This window comes from Eubacterium pyruvativorans (genome assembly GCF_900102225.1).
GTDB classification, from domain to species: Bacteria; Bacillota; Clostridia; order Peptostreptococcales; family Anaerovoracaceae; genus Aminicella; species Aminicella pyruvativorans.
In genome coordinates, this window is sequence record NZ_FNBF01000012.1 from 18,066 (window position 1) to 36,682 (window position 18,617).

General features: G+C 53.5%; 18 protein-coding genes and 2 tRNA genes. 15 read left to right on the forward strand and 5 right to left on the reverse strand.

Annotated elements, in window-relative coordinates:
• Positions 1–180 precede the first annotated feature (180 nt).
• The 6 genes from rplM (at position 181) to BLQ24_RS05630 (ending at position 5,995) form a co-directional block, all read left to right on the forward strand.
• The gene (gene rplM / locus BLQ24_RS05600; RefSeq protein WP_090163542.1) at positions 181–609 is read left to right on the forward strand and encodes a 50S ribosomal protein L13; all 429 of its coding nucleotides are present in this window, start codon (positions 181–183) and stop codon (positions 607–609) included.
• 20 nt (positions 610–629) lie between these two features.
• Positions 630–1,025: a 30S ribosomal protein S9 gene (gene rpsI, locus BLQ24_RS05605; protein ID WP_090163544.1), complete on the forward strand. Its 396-nt coding sequence runs from the start codon at positions 630–632 to the stop codon at positions 1,023–1,025.
• Between the two features lie 228 nt (positions 1,026–1,253).
• The gene (locus BLQ24_RS05610; protein ID WP_090163546.1) at positions 1,254–1,703 is read left to right on the forward strand and encodes a hypothetical protein; all 450 of its coding nucleotides are present in this window, start codon (positions 1,254–1,256) and stop codon (positions 1,701–1,703) included.
• A gap of 30 nt (positions 1,704–1,733) precedes the next feature.
• A complete protein-coding gene (locus tag BLQ24_RS05615; protein ID WP_090163548.1) occupies positions 1,734–3,704 on the forward strand; it encodes an oxidoreductase in 1,971 nt (656 codons plus the stop codon).
• A gap of 878 nt (positions 3,705–4,582) precedes the next feature.
• A complete protein-coding gene (locus tag BLQ24_RS05625) occupies positions 4,583–5,353 on the forward strand; it encodes a cyclase family protein (RefSeq protein ID WP_090163552.1) in 771 nt (256 codons plus the stop codon).
• Between the two features lie 33 nt (positions 5,354–5,386).
• The gene (locus BLQ24_RS05630) at positions 5,387–5,995 is read left to right on the forward strand and encodes a peroxidase-related enzyme (protein WP_090163553.1); all 609 of its coding nucleotides are present in this window, start codon (positions 5,387–5,389) and stop codon (positions 5,993–5,995) included.
• Between the two features lie 289 nt (positions 5,996–6,284).
• Here the strand turns inward: BLQ24_RS05630 and BLQ24_RS05635 are convergent, their stop codons facing one another.
• Positions 6,285–7,472, reverse strand: a complete 1,188-nt coding sequence (locus BLQ24_RS05635; protein ID WP_176755867.1) for an aminotransferase class V-fold PLP-dependent enzyme — start codon at positions 7,470–7,472, stop codon at positions 6,285–6,287.
• A gap of 153 nt (positions 7,473–7,625) precedes the next feature.
• Here BLQ24_RS05635 and BLQ24_RS05640 point away from each other — a divergent pair, with 153 nt between their 5' ends.
• The 9 genes from BLQ24_RS05640 (at position 7,626) to BLQ24_RS05680 (ending at position 15,113) form a co-directional block, all read left to right on the forward strand.
• Positions 7,626–8,252 (forward strand): cysteine hydrolase family protein, encoded by a 627-nt coding sequence (locus tag BLQ24_RS05640; protein WP_090163557.1) that lies wholly within the window; start codon positions 7,626–7,628, stop codon positions 8,250–8,252.
• A gap of 39 nt (positions 8,253–8,291) precedes the next feature.
• Positions 8,292–8,873, forward strand: coding sequence for a hypothetical protein (locus BLQ24_RS05645; protein WP_090163559.1), 582 nt, complete (start codon positions 8,292–8,294; stop codon positions 8,871–8,873).
• Between the two features lie 45 nt (positions 8,874–8,918).
• Positions 8,919–9,581 carry an HAD family hydrolase gene (locus BLQ24_RS05650; protein ID WP_090163561.1) on the forward strand — a complete coding sequence of 221 codons (663 nt, stop codon included), beginning with the start codon at positions 8,919–8,921 and terminating at the stop codon, positions 9,579–9,581.
• Positions 9,582–9,671: 90 nt separating this feature from the next.
• Positions 9,672–10,373: a response regulator transcription factor gene (locus tag BLQ24_RS05655; RefSeq protein WP_090163563.1), complete on the forward strand. Its 702-nt coding sequence runs from the start codon at positions 9,672–9,674 to the stop codon at positions 10,371–10,373.
• The gene (locus tag BLQ24_RS05660; protein WP_090163565.1) at positions 10,366–12,051 is read left to right on the forward strand and encodes a HAMP domain-containing sensor histidine kinase; all 1,686 of its coding nucleotides are present in this window, start codon (positions 10,366–10,368) and stop codon (positions 12,049–12,051) included. Before BLQ24_RS05655 ends, BLQ24_RS05660 begins: the two co-directional genes overlap by 8 nt.
• A 54-nt stretch (positions 12,052–12,105) precedes the next feature.
• Positions 12,106–12,849 (forward strand): beta/alpha barrel domain-containing protein, encoded by a 744-nt coding sequence (locus BLQ24_RS05665; RefSeq protein WP_242869599.1) that lies wholly within the window; start codon positions 12,106–12,108, stop codon positions 12,847–12,849.
• Between the two features lie 166 nt (positions 12,850–13,015).
• A tRNA-Lys gene (locus BLQ24_RS05670) sits at positions 13,016–13,091 on the forward strand.
• 341 nt (positions 13,092–13,432) lie between these two features.
• On the forward strand, positions 13,433–14,830 hold the full coding sequence (locus tag BLQ24_RS05675) for a sodium-dependent transporter (protein ID WP_090163567.1): 1,398 nt from the start codon (positions 13,433–13,435) through the stop codon (positions 14,828–14,830).
• 207 nt (positions 14,831–15,037) lie between these two features.
• Positions 15,038–15,113: transfer RNA gene (locus BLQ24_RS05680), tRNA-Lys, on the forward strand.
• Positions 15,114–15,559: 446 nt separating this feature from the next.
• Here BLQ24_RS05680 and BLQ24_RS09965 read toward each other — a convergent pair.
• From BLQ24_RS09965 to BLQ24_RS05700, 4 genes are all read right to left on the reverse strand, one after another.
• A complete protein-coding gene (locus BLQ24_RS09965) occupies positions 15,560–16,018 on the reverse strand; it encodes a hypothetical protein (protein ID WP_143004260.1) in 459 nt (152 codons plus the stop codon).
• Complete coding sequence (locus BLQ24_RS05685) at positions 16,008–16,508, reverse strand: helix-turn-helix domain-containing protein (protein ID WP_143004261.1); 501 nt, start codon at positions 16,506–16,508, stop codon at positions 16,008–16,010. Before BLQ24_RS05685 ends, BLQ24_RS09965 begins: the two co-directional genes overlap by 11 nt.
• Before the next feature lie 1,086 nt (positions 16,509–17,594).
• Positions 17,595–18,335, reverse strand: a complete 741-nt coding sequence (locus BLQ24_RS05695; RefSeq protein ID WP_090163573.1) for a DUF6017 domain-containing protein — start codon at positions 18,333–18,335, stop codon at positions 17,595–17,597.
• Positions 18,310–18,588, reverse strand: coding sequence for a hypothetical protein (locus tag BLQ24_RS05700; RefSeq protein WP_090163575.1), 279 nt, complete (start codon positions 18,586–18,588; stop codon positions 18,310–18,312). The genes BLQ24_RS05695 and BLQ24_RS05700 overlap by 26 nt, the downstream gene beginning before the upstream one ends.
• Positions 18,589–18,617: the final 29 nt, after the last annotated feature.

Sequence of the window (18,617 nt, forward strand, 5' to 3'; positions counted from 1 at the left end):
CCTCCGGAGCCTGGCGGGCTAAACCAACCATTTAGTAGATGCCGACCAGGATCCGGCCGAAGCCGTTGGCAGGGCGGGATCTCAGTAGGCAGGACCGAAACAGATTTCTCTTTCGGAACCGGGCGCCCTCCGGGCGGCGGACAGGAAGGGTCATCCCAGTAGGTAGAAAGGACTTACACTATGAAATCTTACATTGCTAAGCCTGCAGAAGTAGAACGTAAGTGGTACGTTGTGGATGCAGAAGGCAAGACACTCGGAAGACTGGCTTCTCAGGTTGCTACTATTCTGAGAGGAAAGAACAAGCCGATTTACACACCGCACGTGGACTGCGGCGATAATGTCATCGTGATCAACGCAGAGAAGATCGCGGTTACCGGCAAGAAGCTGACAGACAAGCTCTATGTGACCTATTCCGGATTCCCGGGCGGAAAGAAGGAAGTCATGCTGAAGGATATGCTGGCGAACAAGCCGGAAGAGGTAATCCGTCACGCAGTGAAGGGCATGCTCCCGGACGGCAAGCTGGGCAGACAGATGTTCAAGAAGCTGCATGTATATGCGGGTCCGGACCACAAGCACGAGGCGCAGAAGCCGGAAACACTGGAATTCTAAGGAAAGGGAGGATATAGACAATGGCTAAGACACAGTATATCGGCACAGGCCGCAGAAAATCTTCCGTCGCCAGAGTAAGACTGCTCCCTGGAACGGGCAAGGTTATCATTAACAAGAAGTCCCTGGAGGAATATTTCCCGACAGAGCTGCTGAGACAGGAATCGATCAGACCGTTCGCTGTTGCGGGCGCAGAAGGCAAGTTTGACGTGGTCGCCCTGGTGAACGGCGGCGGATTCACCGGTCAGGCCGGTGCGGTCAGACTGGGCATCTCCAGAGCACTCTGCGAGGCGGACAGAGACACATACAGAGCACCGCTGAAGGCAGCGGGCTTCCTGACGAGAGATTCCAGAATGAAGGAAAGAAAGAAGTACGGTCTGAAGAAGGCTCGTAAGGCTTCCCAGTTCTCCAAGCGTTAATCGGATTTCTCGAACGAACGGACGGAAACGGACGAATATGGTCCCCGGCACAGTGTGCCGGGGATTTTTTTGTGATGCAATCCCGTCTTCCGAACGCAGGAGACTTGCTTTTTGTCCCGGGACCTATGGTATGATAGAAATAGATCGTGGATCGGCACAGTTTGGAGAATATTCAACAAACTTGCGGTCCGGGACGGCATCGATGAGAGACAGCGAAAGGAGATCGTGATGAAAGATAAGACACCGGGACCGAAAGGATGGATCCTCAGAATCGGAGAACTGGCGGAGGTGTTGATTTCCCTGATTTTGCTGGTCGTCATCCTCATTCTGGGGGTGAAGTTCGTCTTCACCATGGCCGGGACACCGATGGCGGACTGGGACATGGAATTCTGGAGCAATTCTCTGGCCTACTGTTTCAACCTGGTCATCGGGATCGAGTTCATCCGCATGCTGCTGAAGCACTCTGCCGCCAGCGTGGTGGAGATCGTTCTGTTCACCGTTTCCAGAGGCATGGTGGCGGAGCATCAGGACGGACTGGAAACCCTGTTCCTGGTGGCGGCGCTGGCGGGGGTATTCGCCATCCGGAAGTTCCTGCTTCTGCCCCGGGATGAACATCACCCGGAGGTCATGCAGTACGGAGCGGAGGACTCTCTCTGCGGTGAGAAGGACAAAGATTAACGGGGTGGAAATCGAATCAGGAGGTAACCAATGAAATATCCGAAATTGTTCGAGACGGGAAAAATCGGAAAACTGACCATCCGCAACCGGGGGGTCATGGCGCCGATGCACACGTCACTGGTGGATGACGGCACCTGCGCACCCGGGGACCGGATGGTGCGGTACTATGCAGAACGGGCCAGAGGCGGCGTCGGGCTGATTATTAATGAAGCGGTGGGCATCGATGATGTGTACAGCAACATCGGCTGTCATAACTTCTATATGACGAAAGAGACCCAGGTGTCCGGTGCGGAGCGTCTCACGGAGGCGGTGCACCGGTATGACGGTAAGATATTCGCCCAGCTGCATCATGGCGGCGCCACGGCGAATCCGGCGCTCCTGGAGCATGGCATCGTGGGACCGAGTGCCGTCCCGGCGGGGCCGGGACGGCCGGTGCCCCGGGAACTGACCACGGAGGAAATTCATGAAATCGTGGGCAAGTTCATCGACGCTGCGGTCCGCTGCCGGAAGGCGGGGTATGACGGCGTGGAACTCCACGGTGCCCACGGCTACCTGCTGGCGGAAATGTTCTCGCCCCACTATAACCACAGAACCGACGAATACGGAGGAACCTTCGAGAACCGGATGCGGATGATCCGGGAGATCATCGAAGGGATCCGCCGGTCCTGCGGCCCGGCCTTCCCGATTTCGGTCCGCATCAGCGGAGATGAGATGACCCCGGAGCTGGAGAATATGATGGATCTGGAGTACGGCCTCCGGATCGGAAAATACCTGGAAGGACTGGGCATCGACTGCATCAACATCTCCAACGGCTCCGCAGTGAACGGAAATGCCAACTGCGATCCGTACTCCTACCAGCCGGGCTGGAAGAAGCATGTGGCCAAGGCCTTCCATGATACGCTGTCGATCCCGGTCATCGCCACGAACACCGTGAAGGATCCGGCGTTTGCGGAACAGCTGCTGGAAGAGGGCGTATGCGACTTCGTGGGTCTGGGTCGTTCCTTGTTCGCTGATCCGGACTTCATGAACAAGGCCCGGGACGGCCGGGACGACGAGATTCGCCGCTGCATCGGCTGCATGTACTGCCGGGAGCGGGTCATCTGGAAGGACCTTCCGGTGCAGTGCGCCGTCAACCCGAGAATCGGCTGCGAATACATCTATGACCGGCCGCTGAAGAACGGCGGCGGCCGTCCGGTGGCGGTCATCGGCGCGGGGCCGGCAGGCATGGAAGCAGCAAAAATCCTGGCGGACCGGGGCTTCGCTGTCACCGTGTACGAGAAGGAAGATCAGATGGGCGGCTGGATGAATCTGGCGGACAAGGCCCGCTTCAAGGAGATTATCACCCCGTTCACCCGGACCATGAAGCGGGAACTGGAACTCCGGAATGTAACGCTGAAACTGGGGGTGCCGGCCACACCGGAACTGGTGGAGCAGGAAGTTCATCCGGAGGCGGTATTCCTGGCGGCCGGCGCTGTGTGGACCGTCCCGCCGATTCCGGGGGTGGAGAAGCCGATTGTCTGCACACCGGAGGACATCCTGCGGAAGCGGGTGGTTCCGGAAGAGAGCGCCGTGGTCATCGGCACCGGCATCACCGGTCTGGAAGTCGTAGAAAAACTGCTGGATGACGGCGTGTCCATCACTGTGGCGGACATGCTGGAGGAAGCCGGCCGGGGCGTGTACCCGGTGATCCTGAACGATCTGATGGGCAGAATCCGGGAAGGCGGGCTTTCCGGTAAGAAACCGTCCTTCCTGCTGGGACACCGGCTGCTGGAGGTACTGGATGACGGTGTCCGGTTGGAGGACATGGAAACCGGCGCAGAAACCGTCGTCCGGGCAGACCGGGTGGTCCTCTCTCTGGGGAGCCATCCGGCCGAGGGCCTGCAGGCGGCTTACGAAAAAGTATTCGACCGGGTGATCCCGGTGGGCAGCGCTGAGAAAGACGGCCGGATCGGCGATGCCACGAAGGCTGGCTTCATCAAAGGCTGGAGTTACGACGACTGATGAGGCGGTCGTGAGCGGATGCTCGTGAGCTGCGTATGCGGTCGTGAGCGGGTGCTCGTAAAGTTGAGCAGGTGCGGAATCGCCATTTTTCTGGATTTCGCACCTGGGCGGCCCTGCCTTTCTCGATTCGAGGGGGCGGCCGGAAATGAGCAGGTGCGGAATTTCCATTTTCTTGGATTTCGCACCTGCTCTGCATTTGCCCGGATTATTTCATCAGCATTATTTTTCTGTAGACCCTGTGGGGACGAATATGTATTCAAATAAAATTATGAACACAGCAGTCTGAACGAGGAGCCCTGCTGTGAAACAGATAACTCATACATGACAATGAATGTTCATCCGACCTCCTTTTGTTGATAGGGTGCGGAAATGAGGAAACAGGTCCATTTCGCACCATCCGGGAGGACGCTCATAAATTAATCGGAATTAAATTTGATTTTCGCACCCCGAATATCGATTTTCAGGTGCGGAATCAGAGAAAAGTCCAATTTCGCACCTTGCACCGTATGCATGAAATAATTCATCATGGATTGTATACAATCTGTCAACCCGGCCGTCCTCAGCACCTTTTCTGATCGTCTGTCAACCCGGCCGTCCGCAGCACCTTTTCTGATCGCCCGCCCATCTCTGCCCGCTTGCTCAGTCGGCCGCCCCGCCTGTCCGAAAAATATCACATCCACATCCTGTGATCACAATCGCGGCAGAGAATGTGGTAGAATGAGGTGTAAATTGTTTATTACCACAATTAATGTAGAAAATCATTGACGAACAGCACGAATTGTGATAAATTCAATCACACATAGGTTAAGTATGTATATACCGCTATTCTACAGGATAAGGGGGATCCCGTCGGGATTCCTGAAGAAGGAGGAGAAAAAATGGCGAACACGAAATTATGGGATTTTCTTGCAGAGCTGAAGGGGCCGAAGTACCGCTTCGTTGATCTGACGCACGAGCTCAGTCCGGAAACACCGCACTGGTTCGGATTCGAACCGCTGAAGAATGATCTTTTGTTCAGTTACGAAGAAGGGACGGACCCGGATAAGCTGGCGCCGATGAAGGTATTCCAGGTTTCGGTAGCCACACAGTACGGAACCCATGTGGACGCACCGAAGCATTTCCATGGTGACGGCCGCACACTGGCGGAGTTCGAGCCGGAGGAACTGGTTTTCCCGCTGGTGGTGATTGACAAGTCGAAGGAATGTGCCGAGAATCCGGATTATCAGCTGACGGTGGATGATATCAAGGCCTTCGAGGCAGAGAACGGCCGCATTCCGGAGGGCGCTTTCGTGGCATTCCGCTCCGACTGGTACAAGAAGGCGGACCTGGAGAACAAGGATGAAAACGGCCAGCCGCATTATCCGGGCTGGAGTCTGGACGCCATCAAGTTCCTGGTGGAAGAGCGGAACATCGGCTCCATCGGTCATGAGCCGGCGGACACGGACCCGGCGACGATTACTACGAAGGAAGATGCCTATCCGTATCCGGGTGAGCAGTACATTCTGAGTGTTGACCGTTTCCAGATCGAGGTTATGAGAAATCTTGACCAGGTTCCGGCGACAGGTTCCCTGATTGTTACGGCTTTCCCGAAGATGAAGGATGGGGTTGGATATCCGGCGAGAGCGTTTGCGATCGTTCCGGTGGAATAGATTTTTTTACGAAATAGTGGAGGTATGTGGAACATGGCATTGGAATTTGATGAACAGCTTTCCCGGCTGCAGAAACCGGACAGATCGGAGATGACGGACGAGGAGTACGCCGTATTCGATCATAATGTGGAAGTGATGATGAAGAACTGGGGGTTTATCAATAACCTCTTCAAGATCCTGCCGCTGAATGCGAAGGAGTACATCGGCTTCCTGAATTTCAAGGGGTCCCTCTATAACGACTCCTGCTATCTGACCGACGCCCAGAAGGAAATGATCGGAGTGGTGGTTTCTTCTTATAACTGCTGCACCTACTGCCTGCAGACCCACGGGGATAACCTCCGGGGCATGTGGCAGAACGCTTCCCTGGTGGACAAACTCTCCGGCAATTACCGTTCCTGCAAGGGAGAATTGTCGAAGGTGGATTATGCTCTCTGCGAATACGCATGGTTTGTCACCGCCCACCCGCGGGATATCGACCAGACGCAGATCGATAAGCTCCGGGCCGTGGGACTGGATGATCACCAGATCCTGGAAGCGGCGTACGTGGCAGGCTTCTTCAACTACACCAACCGCTGGGTCAGCACGATTGCACCGACGGTGAATCCGGGGCACTTCAAGCATAATCGGGATTTCGAGAAATAACCGACGTATCCGTGGGACATGACCGTGAGGGGCTGCCGCAGGATAGGAGAAATTTGCGGGATCATGTCATCGGAGAACTTTCGGGAGGAATTCAAACAGGGCTGCTGTCCGCACGAGGGGACGGATCGTTTGGCGATCGTTTCGGCGTGCGGGCGGCAGCTCTTTTTTTGCAGGTTTCCGGGCGGCGTGAATGTCGGGCTTCCGGCGACGTGAATGTCGTTTTTCAGGCGTTATGAATGCCGGATTTTCCGGGCGGTTTGCATTCCGGGGATTTCGTCAGCAGATATCGTCAGCAGTTTCCCCGCAGAATTCCCGCATCGATGCCCTTCAGCTGCGCCCGGTCGATGGACCGCAGCGTCTTGAGGAGCACATCCAGGTCTTTTTTTGTCGAAAAAGCCCCCAGACTCACCCGGATCGTCCCATCATACTTCTCGTCTCCGAGGAAATCATGGATGTAAGCGGCGCAGTGGTGCCCGGCCCGCACACAGATGCCGGCCTCCCGGTCCAGAATGGCCGCCACCTCGTTGGCCCGGAACCCCTCCACATTGAAGGAGATCACGCCGGCCTGGCGCTCCGGTCCGCCGGGCGCCGGATAGACGGTGACCCCCGGGATTTCCGCCAGGCGAGGAAGCAGGTAGGTAGTCAGCTCCGCCTCGGTTTTCCAGGTATCGTGATGTTTCAGCCACTCCAGCGAGGCGTCCAGGCCGGCGATGGCCGGGGTGTCCATGCTGGCGGACTCCATCTTCTCCGGCATGTAGGACGGCATATCCAGGCAGGTGGAACGGATGCCGTTGCCGCCGGTGATGAATTCCCGGAGATCAGCGCCGCTTCGGATCAGGAAGCCGGCGATGCCGAAGGGGGCGTAGAGGGTTTTGTGTCCGGCGAATGCGATGCAGTCCGCATGCATCCTCGCGAAACGGATGCGCAGCAGGCCCATGGCCTGGGCGGCGTCCAGAACGGTGAACGCCCCGTAGTCCTTCGCCATACCCAGCACCTCCTCCGCCGGCAGAACGTATCCCGTCACATTTGAAATGGCTGTGCAGCAGACGAAGTCCGGAGGATTCTCCCGGAACATCCGGGCTGTTTCATCCAGATCGACGGACAGGTCTTCCTTCAGGGGCAAAAGGCGGACGTTAACCCGTTCGCGCCGCCGGACCAGTTCCAGAGGCCGGGAAACCGCATTGTGCTCATAGGGAGAAATGTAGACGTTCATTCCTTCTTTCCAGTTCTGCCCCCAGATGATCTGATTCAGTGCGATTGTGACGGAAGGGGTGAGGACTACCTCTGCCTGCTCCCGGGCGTCGGCCAGGCTGATGAGACGGTCCTTCACCCGCCGGATCATCTCCGTGGCCTCCCGGGCCGCCCGGTAGGCCCCCCGGCCTGCATTCACCGCCGCAGTCCGGTTGAACCGGTCCACCGCATCGTAGACACACTCCGGCTTCGGGAATGTGGTCGCTCCATTGTCCAGATAAATCATTTTTTGCGTACCTCCTGTTTGGTTCATTATACAGCACCACTGGAATGCAGGAAAGCGCCTTCCGGATATCGGGTGACCGGACTGCCTTCCCGGGGTATAATCAAGTATAATGAAAAAGATGATTTTCCACGGGCAGAAAAAAAGGAGCATTCCATGAAACAGATCCGAAATACGAATTCCGACGGTGCGCGCCCGGAAGGGTCGAAGACTGCCTTCCTGGTGATCGACATGCAGAAAGCTTTCGTTGAGCCGGGGGCTGCACTCCGGATTGCCGGCGCGAAAGCCACTGTCCCGGCGATCCGCTGTGCACTGGATGCGGCCCGCCGGGCGGGAGCCCGGATATGGTGGGTGGAGCGGGAATATGCCGCTGACGGCTCCGATATGGAGAAACCCCGCCGGAAAGCGCTGGAATCCCTGGGGATTTCCGGTGTGCTGGCCCCCGGATCCACCGGACTGAATTCTGTGGAGCAGCCGGACGGGCTGCGGAAGGAACCCGGGGACCGGACGATCATCAAAAAAAGATACAGCGCATTCTTCGGCACCGACCTGGACCGGCAGCTCCGGGAAGAGGGGATTGAGACAATCGTCCTGCTGGGAACAACCACGCCGAACTGTATCCGCTCCACCTGCTACGACGGTATATCGCTGAATTACGATGTAGTTGTTCTGGAGCCCTGCTGCTCTTCCAATACGCCGGAAATCCAGCGGTCCAACATGGAGGACATGGAGCGGGCCGGCGCCGTCATAATCCGGTTGTCCGATCTGAGCACTGTATTGTAGAATGGGAAGTGGTCCTTAGGGATCGGAAGGGGGTATATTATGAAAAAGAGAGTATTGGTTTTGATTCTGACAGCGGCGCTGATGGTGTCCGCTGCGGCATGCGGCAGTTCGAAGAAGGGGGCTTCAGAGGGGAAGAAGTCCGGGAAGACGACAGAACAGAAGAAGACAGAAGAGAAGAGCGAAGCGGAGCAGCAGGCGGCGAAGAAGGCGCAGGAAGAGAAAGAACAGGAACAGGCGAAGAATGCGGATCCGGATGATCCGGCGGCCTCTTCCGGGGCGATGCAGAATCACAGCAGTGAGAAGGAATCCAAGGTGAAGGCAAGGTACGTCGGAACCTGGGTCATGAAAGGCATTCTGATGCGGGACGGCAGTCTGGAGGGCACCGGCGGCGTCAGCGGAAAGTATGTGATCCGGGAGGACGGGACATACACCTCCTCCATGACGAACCCGGAGGGCGGGAAAACTTCCGCCGGCGGGAACTGGTCGCTGAATTCCTCCAAGGATCTGTCGGCGGATACGGTGCTGGGCATCAGCGAAAATGGAAAGTATCTGCTGCGGGATTCCGGACAGCGGGACGGCAAGGGATTCAGAATGTATTACGCATATGCGAAAGTGAATTAACCGCAGGGAGCTTCACTCCGGGCGGGATGGCAGGAGATAACCAAGATGATCAAGATTAGTGAAATGAATCTGAAGGGTGTGATGTTCGATGTGGACGGCACACTGCTGGACACCATGACCGCCTGGCACGACGACGGCGCCCGGTATCTGGCCCGTTTCGGGATCGAGGCGGAGCCGGGGCTGGGGGACATCCTTTTTGCTGAAACGGCCCTGTCCGGGGCGCAGTATCTGATCGACCACTACGGTCTTTCTTTGTCCCGGGAAGAAGTGGCGGCGGGGGTCACCCGGGAAATGGAGGATTTCTACCGGGAGGAGGCGATGCCGAAGCCCGGGGCGGTGGCGCTGCTTGAGGCGCTGGCGGACCGGAACATTCCGATGACGGTGGTGACCTCCACGGACGGACGATGCATCGACGATGCGTTCCGGCGGCTCGGGCTTCACCGGTTTTTTCAGGGGATTTACAGCGCCGGGGATATGAAGACGACAAAATCCGAGCCGGTGATCTACCGTACGGCCGCCGGCCGCATGGGCACAGCGGCGGAGGAAACCTACCTGTTTGACGACGGACTCTATGCGCTGAAGGCGGCGAAATCCTTCGGCTACGGTACGGTGGGCGTCTATGATTCTGTCAGTGAGGCCGATCAGCCGGAGATCCGGCGCACGGCGGACTACTATGTGAACGGTCTGGAGGAACTGGTCTTAGCGTAAGGCGGCCGGTATCTGTACATTTCGTTTCATTCGAAGTAAAATAACAGCGTACCGGAAGATTTGACAGAACCGACAGAAGAAGGAGGCACTATGCACAGCAAGACACTCATCGTCGACGATGATCCGAATATCAGAGAAGTCCTGAGCGTTCTGCTCAGCAGTGAGGGATATGATGTGACCGAGGCCGAGAACGGCACTATGGCCCTGGAGAAAGTGAACAGCATGGCGTTCGATATCGTCATTCTGGATATTATGATGCCGGATATGGACGGCATCGAAGTCTGCCGCAGGATCCGGGAGAAATCCTCGGTTCCGGTTCTCTTCCTGACGGCGAAGTCCCAGGACAGAGACAAGGTGGAGGCTTATACCACCGGCGGCGACGATTTTCTGGAGAAACCGTTCTCCCAGACTGAGCTGCTGATGAAGATCAAGTCACTGATCCGCCGGCATACCGAGTATGACAAGCCGGCGCCCCGGGCAGAGCGGCCGGGCAGTGAGGTGCTGGCGGATAACCTGATTGTGGATGTCAGGACCCGCTCCGTGCAGAAGAATGGCGTCCGGATTAACCTCACGGACAAGGAATTCGATATTCTCCGCTATTTCATGGAGCACCGGGGCGAAGTGGTCCGGAACAAGGATCTCTATGAAAGCGTGTGGGGGGAGGATTATCTCACCTCCGCCGGCAACACCATTATGGTTCACGTGCTGAACCTCCGGAAGAAACTGGAGGACGATGTCAGCAAGCCGAAGATAATCAAGACGGTTTGGGGGAAGGGATATCGGATTGAGTAAGATTCTGGAATTTGTAAAGAAGAAACTGCACAGCGATCGGTTCGTTTCGCTGAATCTGAAACTGACCATTGTGATTCTGCTGGCGGCCGGTCTTACTGTGGCGGTGCTGGGTGCCTGCAGTCTGCTGCAGACGGTGGTCACGAAGAATGTTTTTCAGGCCGATTTCATGAAGAAGAAATTCGTGGACCGGCGGTATGAGGAGCTGAAGACATACATCCGGGATAACGGCGTGAAGTCCACCGACAAGGAGCTGCTGGAAGAATGGATGGATGACAAGAAATACACCGAGCTCATTGTGTATAACAGCAAGGGACAGGTGTTTTCCGGCGGCTGGATCGTGGACTCCGACGGCACCGTGAGCGGAGACGGGGTGAATCTGGGGGGAAAGCAGAATGAAGATACCCGGAGTGCCCAGCCGCGGATCGAAAATAAGCCGAAGATCGATACCCAGCATTTTACCAGAGACACATTCAACCGGATTATCCGGTTCCGGGACAATTCCTGCTACGTATACATGAATGTCTACTACGAACAGGCGTGGATCCGGTTCATTCTGATCGTCAGTATCATCCTGGCGGTGCTGACATTCTTCCTGGTGATTCTGAAGTACAACAAGGCGGTGCTGCGCCGGGCCTTCGACATCGCAGCCGATGTGAAGCGGATCTCGGACGGGGATATGGACTCCCAGGTTACCGTGGGACCTCACGATGAACTGGGAGAACTCGCGGAGAGTGTCAACCGCATGCAGCAGGCGCTGAAGGAGAGAAGTCTGGCGGAGCAGGCGGCGAAGGATGCGAATGCGCAGCTGATCACCTCCATGTCCCACGATATCCGGACGCCGCTGACGTCTCTGATCGGCTACCTGGACATTATCGACAGCGGACGGTTCGAGACCCTGGAGGATCTGTCCCGTTACATTAAGTCCTGCCGGGACAAGGCCTTCCAGCTGAAGGGCCTTTCGGACAAGCTGTTCAATTATTTCCTGGTGTTCGGCGCCCGGGAAGAGGACCCGGAGGAGCTGGAGGTTGTGGACGCCGGCATCCTGTTCCGTCAGCTGCTGGCGGAGCATATTTCCGAGATCATCGATTACGATTACGACACGAATTTCAATTATCAGGTGCCGGAACAGGTCATGATCCGCACGGATATTTCCGGGATTCAGCGGGTGTTCGACAACCTGTTCTCCAACATCATGAAATATGCCAACCCTGACTTCAACATTGAGATCAAGGCGAATGTGATCAATGGCAAGATCAAGCTGATTCTCCAGAACCACATCACGGAAGAAGCGAAGAAAGTGGAGAGCACGAAGATCGGCGTGAAAACCTGCAAGAAGATTATCGAGGATACCGGCGGCAGCTTCCACGCCATGGAAGAGGAGAAAATCTATACGACCGAGATACTGATCCCGATTTTGTCCGAGGCGGAGACGCAGATCGCCATCGCAGAGCAGGAAGAGGAAGAGGCGGCGGAAGCCGAGGCGAAGGCCGAAGCGGAAGAGGAAGAAACTGCCGAAGTGAAGGCGGAATCAGAGACCGGACAGAAGGCGGGTGATCCGGCGGATGGCGCATCCGGCGGTCCGTCTGCCGGGCCGGGAGAAGCGGGGGATTCCGCCGGTTCTCCGGAGGAGCCGAAACTCCGGCCGACCCCCGGCGTGGGAACGGTTATCAAGTCATAGCTGACTTCAGCGTACGCCCGCCGGGCGTAGAAAGAATATGGAGGTGTGAGTCCAATGGCAAGAAAAAAAGAAATTCCGAGGATCACCGGTACGCTGCGCGCGAAAGCGATGCATCTTCCGGAATGTATCCACGATGCGAAGGGCATGGTGGTTCTGGGACGGCGGATTAAATCAGTGATCTATTCCACGGATATCGCCGTGATCCGGAACTGCGATGCGGACGCCGTACTGGCGGTCTATCCGTATACACCCCAGCAGGTGATTTCCCAGGCGATTATCAGCGCCTCCTCCATTCCGGTGTTCGTCGGTGTGGGCGGTGGGCTGACGAACGGCTTCCGTTCGGCGCTGATTTCCCAGGATGCGGAGGCCCAGGGGGCCTATGCCGTTGTGGTCAATGAACCGATGTCCGTGTCCAACATCCATCTCATTCACCGGGTCATCGACATTCCGATCATCGGAACTGTGGTGGACTATGACCGGGACGAGATTCAGTCCCGGCTGGATGCGGGCGTGAAGATTCTCAATGTGTCTGCGGCAAAGGAAACTGCGGAAGTGGTCTCGAAAATCCGCCGCCACTTCAAGAATGTGGCCATTATGGCCACAGGCGGACCGACCGAAGAGACCATCGCCCAGACCATCAAGGCCGGTGCCAACAGCATCGTCTACACACCGCCGTCGATTGCGAAGATCTTCAGCGAGATCATGGCGGATTACCGTCTCCACGATGATGTGGTGGATTCACCGGAGTCGGCGGAAAACGAGAAGGGAGATATCCGGGACATGCTGCGGATGGTGTAAACGGCAGGTTTTCCGGAAGCATCCCGGGGTGTGCGGCTCAGCCGCTGCCGCACACCCCGGGAATACGATTTTTTTCGCTGACAACGAAAAAATCGTTGACAGAAGATGCGCCGGATGTTAACATAATAAACGTGATTGAGAGAGCACGGACGATTTGAATATTTATGGGTTATTAGCTCAGCTGGCAGAGCACCTGACTCTTAATCAGGGTGTCCAGGGTTCGAACCCCTGATAACCCACCATAGTAGAAGACCTCCGGTTTCCCGGAGGTCTTTTCTGTATCACATGCAGGTGTGACGCTGCGAGTCATTTCTCTGTCCGGGGCAAATTGCAGGTGAGTTTTCACCGAAATCCCCTCGCTTTAGATGCAGAAAAAATTGTGCAGCTGCATAACGCCGGGATAAAAGATTGTGTGAAACATAAATAATTGTTGGATTTAACAACAAATAATTTTTAATCAAGTTATGAAAATATATCACTGCACACAAATTCATACAAATTTACTTGGGGCCGTTGACATTGAATATTCAGAAATATACAATGATTCTACAACTTAGTGTTAGTGTTGTAGGAGGAGAGAGTTATGGAACAAGCTAATTCGAAAGGCCAATGGGGCAGCAAATTTGGATTTTTGATGGCTGCCGTGGGTTCTGCCGTAGGACTCGGAAACTTGTGGGGATTCCCGTACAAGATGGGAAAGAGCGGGGGCTTCGCCTTCCTGCTGATTTACCTGATACTGGTTGTCCTCGTCGGTGTTGTTATCATGCTTGCGGAGCTTGCGCTGGGACGCAAGACCGGAAAAGGTGTTATTTATGCTTATCGTTCCGTGTCGAAGAAGTACACATGGGTCGGCTGGCTGGGCTGGCTGTCCCCGCTGCTGATCCTCGGTTTCTACTGTATGCTGGGCGGTTACTGTATTAAATATTCCGTTGCGAATATCGGTGACCTGTTTCATGCTTCCTGGGGAATCGGCGATGCGGATCCGGCGAAGTACTTCGGCGCATTTACGTCGAACATGGGACAGACCTGTCTGTTTACCCTGATTTTCACCATTCTGACTATCATCATCGTTAACGGCGGTGTTTCCGGCGGTATTGAGAAATTTACCACCGTTGCGATGCCGGCACTGTTCTTCATGCTGCTGATCGTCATCATCAGAAGCTGCACCATGCCGGGAGCGGGCGCCGGACTGTCCTTTGTCTTCAAACCGAACTTCGAGGTATTCAAGGGAGCCGGGTGGATCAGTGTGCTTGCCACGGCAGGCGGGCAGATGTTCTTCTCATTGTCCCTGGGTATGGGTATCATGGTAACCTATGGTTCCTACCTGAAGAAGGATGATAATCTGGAACAGAGTGCTCTGCTGATTCCGTTCTTCGACACACTGATTGCGGTCATGGCAGCTATGGCAACCATGCCGGCAACCTTCGCCAGCGGACTGGATCCGGCGGCGGGCCCGGGCATGCTGTTCATCACCCTGCAGACTGTATTCAACGCTATGGGAGCGGTGGGACCGATTTTCGGTTTCCTGTTCTACTTCCTGGTATTCATCGCAGCGATCACATCCTCCATTTCCCTGCTGGAGGCAGTTGGCTCCACCATTCTGGACATGAAGGAAGGAAGCGGTATCACCCGTACTAAGGCGACTCTCATCGCCGGTATCGTTGTTCTGATTGAAGGTCTGTTCATTTCCTGCGACGGACTGGGCGCCAACGGATTCCCGCAGATTTTCGGACAGGGCTGCTGGCTGGATTCGTTCGACCTGGTATCGGAAGGTATCATGATGCCGCTGGGTTCCCTGGTCTGCGCAATTATCTTCGGATGGCTGAAGAAGGGTTACGTAGAGGAAGAAGTGAAGCTCTCCAGTGAATTCAAGATGAAGGGATTCTTCGACTTCTGCATGAAGTTCATCGTTCCGATCGCCATGGTTCTGGTTCTGCTGGGACAGCTTGACGGGTTCTTCGGACTGGGCATCTTCAGTTAAGACTATTTAATGAACTGAGACACAACATACACACTAACATGATAGGGGGCCGTCCTGCGGGGCGGCTCCTTCGGTTGAGGAGGAACGGAAATCGGAGGAAAAAGACGTAAACGCAGAAGTGGGGGAAAGGAAAAAAGTCTTGACACACTCTGCGGACGGTGGTAATATTAACGATGTTCTCACGAGAAAGGTGAGAGGGTAATACATGGGTTATTAGCTCAGCTGGCAGAGCACCTGACTCTTAATCAGGGTGTCCAGGGTTCGAACCCCTGATAACCCACCACCAAAGTCCAAAACGAACCTTTATCACTACAAGCGAGGATTCGCAGTAGAGATATGGTTCAATAGGGAATACGGAATCAACGGCTGGTAGGCCGTTGTTTTTCGTTTTAGCGATCTATATATCAGTAAGTAGCGGGTTTTAATCTCTCCGCGCGCAACATAAACGCCTTGGAGTCATGTGTCCAAGGCGTTTATCTCTTCCTTGATTAAGCGAAATATTACAGTTTTATCACTATCAATTTGGATTCTATGATGCGTAGCTTAATAAATGCTTATCATCGCAGGAACACGAATAATGGATTGTGGGTGCGTTACTCTACCCTATGATCATAGTCCCACGAAAGAAAGACCTTAACGAAGCACGTTTTAGTATTTCCCGTTGGTGTAGAGTGCCCATCCACCTTGTAGTATTCCTTTTGAACTATTTTATACTTTGTGTACTGTGGCCTATAAATAATGCGCCACCTTACGCCACTTGGAGGCGTTACAGAATAGCCACAAGAATGAGTTATTGAAACCCCTATTGTGACCCCCCAGAGATGCTGCAATTGTTGCAATGCTTGTATATGAACCAGATATGGTGTTTTTCACAGAGATATTGCACCCGCTTGAGTTATTAAGGGCTACAGTCCCCGGGCCAGTACCTCTTGGACCTAACCTCCAGTCTCCGTAAGGATGGCTTGATACTGTTTTTGAGGTTATTTTCCAATATGTGTACCCATCCGTCTTAGCATTCCCATCCTTTTCGATATCATATTCTGTTTCATCCTCCTCAAGATTTACATTCCAAACCTCGCTATCTTTCGCAGGTACGAGTGTATCAACTGATGCATAAGCGGGTGCAGGTAGCATAATTAGCATCGCTATCAATCCAGCTATTAACGAGGATATCCTTTTATCTCTCATTTGAATTTGCCCTACTTTCTGAACGCTTTTTATATATCCCTATACCCACTAGCCCAACGCCAAGTCCAACTACCAAAATCATCGGAAGATGCTTTAAATACTCAAGAGCATTCGAAAAACACTCTCCTTTAATCTGCAATGACAAGAATTGGAACACAAACGACATAACAACAGCTACTAATAGCAATATGAATCCTATAATGATTATCGTAGTTGAATTGCATTTATGTGTCGTCTTTTCCCCTTGAAGACTATCCTTTTGTTCTGTACGTTTTATCTGATCTACAGAGTCATATTTGTCGAACAATAAATATTCAACAGGAACTTGGAAAAATTTGCTTATTAATACTATATTATCGGTATCAGGAACAGCGACATTTTGTTCCCACTTTGAGATTGCCTGTCTCGACACATTTAGCCTTTCAGCGAGTTTTTCCTGAGACATTGAATTATCTTTTCTTAGTTTGTATAGCTTTTCTCCAAACTTCATGTTGAATTCTCCCAACACAATAATCAGCTGAATTCCATTTTTCGTGATAACCTTTGCTGTGTGCACAGCACTAATATACACTTAACAGCCTTTCTTCTACAACATATAGAACGTTACATTCTCGCAACTAGAGTTTACATATTTACCTTTTGCACATTTATATGTGCTGCTAATCTTTAAGCGATCCTCGAAATCCCCGTCTTCCTTGGGCTTTCTGTTAAAAATTGTTTTTTCTTCATAAATACCGGAAATATCACTATTTAAAACATCGTTGTAAATCTGCTGTACCATCAACGAATCATCTTGCGTCTCTATCATTTTGTCTGTCTTTAACCGGATCATATATCCTGAGTCCAGCCCTTTCGATAGCATACTGCATCAGTTTTTCAAGTGTGTTGCCCCAAGCTTCGGCCCATGATTCACGGCCGTATTTGCTCATCGACCTGCACATTTCTGTGATAATAAGTATAGCTTTTATGATAATGCTGTCATACTTATCAGGCTCCCTTTTGCCATCGAATTTTTTGATCGATTCAGAAACCGGCTTGGTAATCAGCTCACTCTTGACCGCCAGCAGGCCCTCGGGTGGTGCGCTCTCATACGGCGAGGCCTTAATGGCAATGCTTTTTTTGATGTTCCTTTTCCATACCTGTCTTGGCAGGAGTACGTGTGGCTACATTGTGGCTGCAGTCCACATGCTCCTGTATGACTCCTGCCATGTGCTCCTGTGATGCGCCTGCTGCGTACACCTCATATGCTCCTGCGCGGCTCCTGCCGGCTGCTCATGGTTCAGTCAGCACGGTACTCTATACCCCTCGAAAAATGTCTCTCTCAGCGACCGATTTTCGAAAAAACCGTTAGCTAGCTCAACTTTTTTTGATCATTTTTCAGTGTCGACCTTGGCATCCTTTTTAGGACGTTTACCCATCCTATACGGATACAGCGGGCAGCGAGTGATAGGACACTCTCTTACTTCCTTCAGCTGCCCGCAGCTGCAGTCGATGCACTTGGCTCGTATAGCTTTTATTGGTGTCAGCTCTGCCATGCTTCCGCCTCCCTTCTGTACATATCCTGTGTTACCTGCATCTATATCCCGGTCTCATAAATGACCGGCTCGTTAAATAATGTCGTTAGCAGATAAGCTCTCAAGTTTGTTACCGGCTTGGTCGCCAGCTTGATTATGTCGACCACCGATTCCATTACGTCCTTGTCTACACAGCTGAGCCTCTCCCTGACAATGTCAGTCGGAATAGGTTCGCCATTAATCCTCTGAAACTGTTTGCTCGACATATTCACATCAGTTATGAGATCGATCAGATTGTCTATCATCCCTTTGTCATTCTTTCTGTCCAAGATCAGATACTCGTATTCGACCTGATCCCTAACCTTCGCCCGCTCCTGCTGATAGAATGATGTGTAATCTGTGTCTGTAATCTCTGTAGTAATCTTTGTATTTGTCATCGATTCTGACAGACAAGCTTGTCGGTTTTCTCCTATGACCTTGTCGGTTTCAGCCGATACCCTTGTAGGAAATTTCTTACAAGGGTCGTAGCCTGGGAATGTGATCTCAATCTGTGCGTAACTCATCTGCAGAAGGTCCGCGTGGAACTTTTTCTTTAACACGATTACTGCAGCATCATCTGCGGTGCGTTCCACCGTTGGCCTGTGCCAGTACAGTATCTCCGCAAGTATGACTATCGCCGCGAGATCCGGTCTGCCGTTTTCAGTCTGTATAGCCGCATACCAGCTGTGCGGGATCATATTGCCTGTGAATTCAATGCCATACAGATCGTCAACTGACTCAACTCCTGTTTTGATCACCTTCATATTCCACCTCCCTTCCGGACTTCCAGACTTCTGTTTCTGCCGAGTTCTTGGTCGCCGACTCTGTCATTGCCGCCTTCTGTTTGAGACGGGCTATCCTTGGCGAGTCATGGCGATGCCCCATTTGATGCTGCTGTTCCACAGGCTTATTACAGTCCAGTGCATTGTAGAATCCAGCCGCATCCTTCATGCTGTAAAGGATCGGCATCATCACCCTTACAAACATCTTCACTTGTTCTTTACTCAGTTGATACATACTCTGAGCCTCCTTCCTCGAGTATCTTG